The 1,452-nt window shown below is 66.6% G+C and carries 1 protein-coding gene; it reads left to right on the top strand.

Translation table 11 applies throughout. The features are described from left to right. The first annotated feature begins 86 nt into the window (after nt 1-86). Nucleotides 87-1,436, top strand: coding sequence for an IS701 family transposase (locus H537_RS0119025; RefSeq protein WP_028999088.1), 1,350 nt, complete (start codon nt 87-89; stop codon nt 1,434-1,436). Nucleotides 1,437-1,452: the final 16 nt, after the last annotated feature.

The following is a 1,452-nucleotide window of genomic DNA, read 5'->3' as shown; positions in this document are numbered from 1 at the left end:
AGCTCGACTTTGGCCATTTCCGCGCTGTAAAGGCGAAGCGGATCGGCTCGTAGACTGACTGTTCTCTCCGGGCAAGGGAGAAGGCCATGTCTGTTTTGCCGACCCGCTTCGCGCAGGTCATTTTGTGCTTCGCCGGGCTGTTTTGTCAGCGAACTTGGCAGCATGCCCAGTTGCTGCTCATGGGCGCGGTGCTGGTGCCCGGCGCGCGCACCGTCGCCAGCGTGCTGCGGGTACTGGGCTTGGCCGGCGAAGCGCACTTCGTGAACTTCCATCGCGTGCTGAGTCGCGCGGTGTGGTCGCCACGAGTGGCAGCACGCGTGCTGCTGGGGCTGCTGGTGCGCGCCTTCGTGCCCGACGGACCCATCGTGCTGGGTATCGACGACACGATCGAGCGCCGGCGTGGACCTCGCATCGCCGCACGCGGCATCTACCGTGATCCGGTGCGCTCGTCTCGCAGCCATTTCGTCAAGGTCGGCGGGCTGCGCTGGCTCAGCGTGATGCTGCTCGCACCTATTGCCTGGGCACATCGCGTGTGGGCGCTGCCCGTGCTGACGGCCCTGGCGCCGTCCGAGCGCCATGACCATCAACGCGGGCGCCGTCACAAGGCCCTCACCGACCATGCACGGCAGCTGCTGCGCCAAGTCTCACGCTGGCTACCGGGCCGAGAGCTGGTGATGGTGGCCGATTCGAGCTTCTCGGCACTGGAGTTTTTGAACGCGCTGGCGCCGCGGATGAGCTGCATCACGCGGCTGCGCCTGGATGCGCGGCTGTTTGCGCCGCCGCCGCCACGGCAGCCCGGACGGCCTGGACGCCCGGCACTCAAAGGCGCTCGGCTGCCCACGCTGGCCAGCGTGCTGGGCAACGCCCGCACGCGCTGGCAACGCGTGATGGTGCCTGCCTGGTATGGCTTGACGGCGCGTCCCATCGAGATCTTCTCGGGCTGCGCGGTGTGGCAGCACCCGGGGCTGCCGGTAGTGCCTCTGCGCTGGGTACTCATACGAGATCCGTTGGGGCGCTTCGATCCCCAGGCGTTGCTGTGCACCAATCAGAACATGACAGCCCTGCAGATCGTGACCTTCTTCGTTCGAAGGTGGCAGCTGGAAGTCACCTTCGAGGAGGCCCGCCGGCACCTCGGGTTGGAGACGCAACGACAGTGGAGTGCGCTGGCCATTGCACGCACCACGCCGGTCTTGCTGGGCCTGTTCTCGCTGGTGACGCTGCTGGCCAATACGCTGGCGCGCAATGGCAGCTTGCCCACTCGCCAGGCCGCCTGGTACACCAAGACCATCCCGACCTTCAGCGACGCGCTCGCAGCAGTCCGAGCACACTGGTGGCGGACCATCGGTTTAGCAACGTCCCGGCGCGAACGCGACATGATCAAAGTGCCGCGCAGCGTATTCCGCCGCCTGCACGAGGTGGCTTGCTATGCCGCGTGATGGCCAAAGTCGAGCT

The organism is Azohydromonas australica DSM 1124, from assembly GCF_000430725.1.
Taxonomy (GTDB): Bacteria; Pseudomonadota; Gammaproteobacteria; order Burkholderiales; family Burkholderiaceae_C; genus Azohydromonas; species Azohydromonas australica.
The sequence above is the reverse complement of the archived record's forward strand: the minus strand, read 5'-3'. Positions and strand labels throughout refer to the sequence as shown.

Bases quoted from the DNA above. Each gene is read 5' to 3' on its own strand.
- H537_RS0119025 (WP_028999088.1), top strand. From the start codon at position 87: ATGTCTGTTTTGCCGACCCGCTTCGCGCAGGTCATTTTGTGCTTCGCC.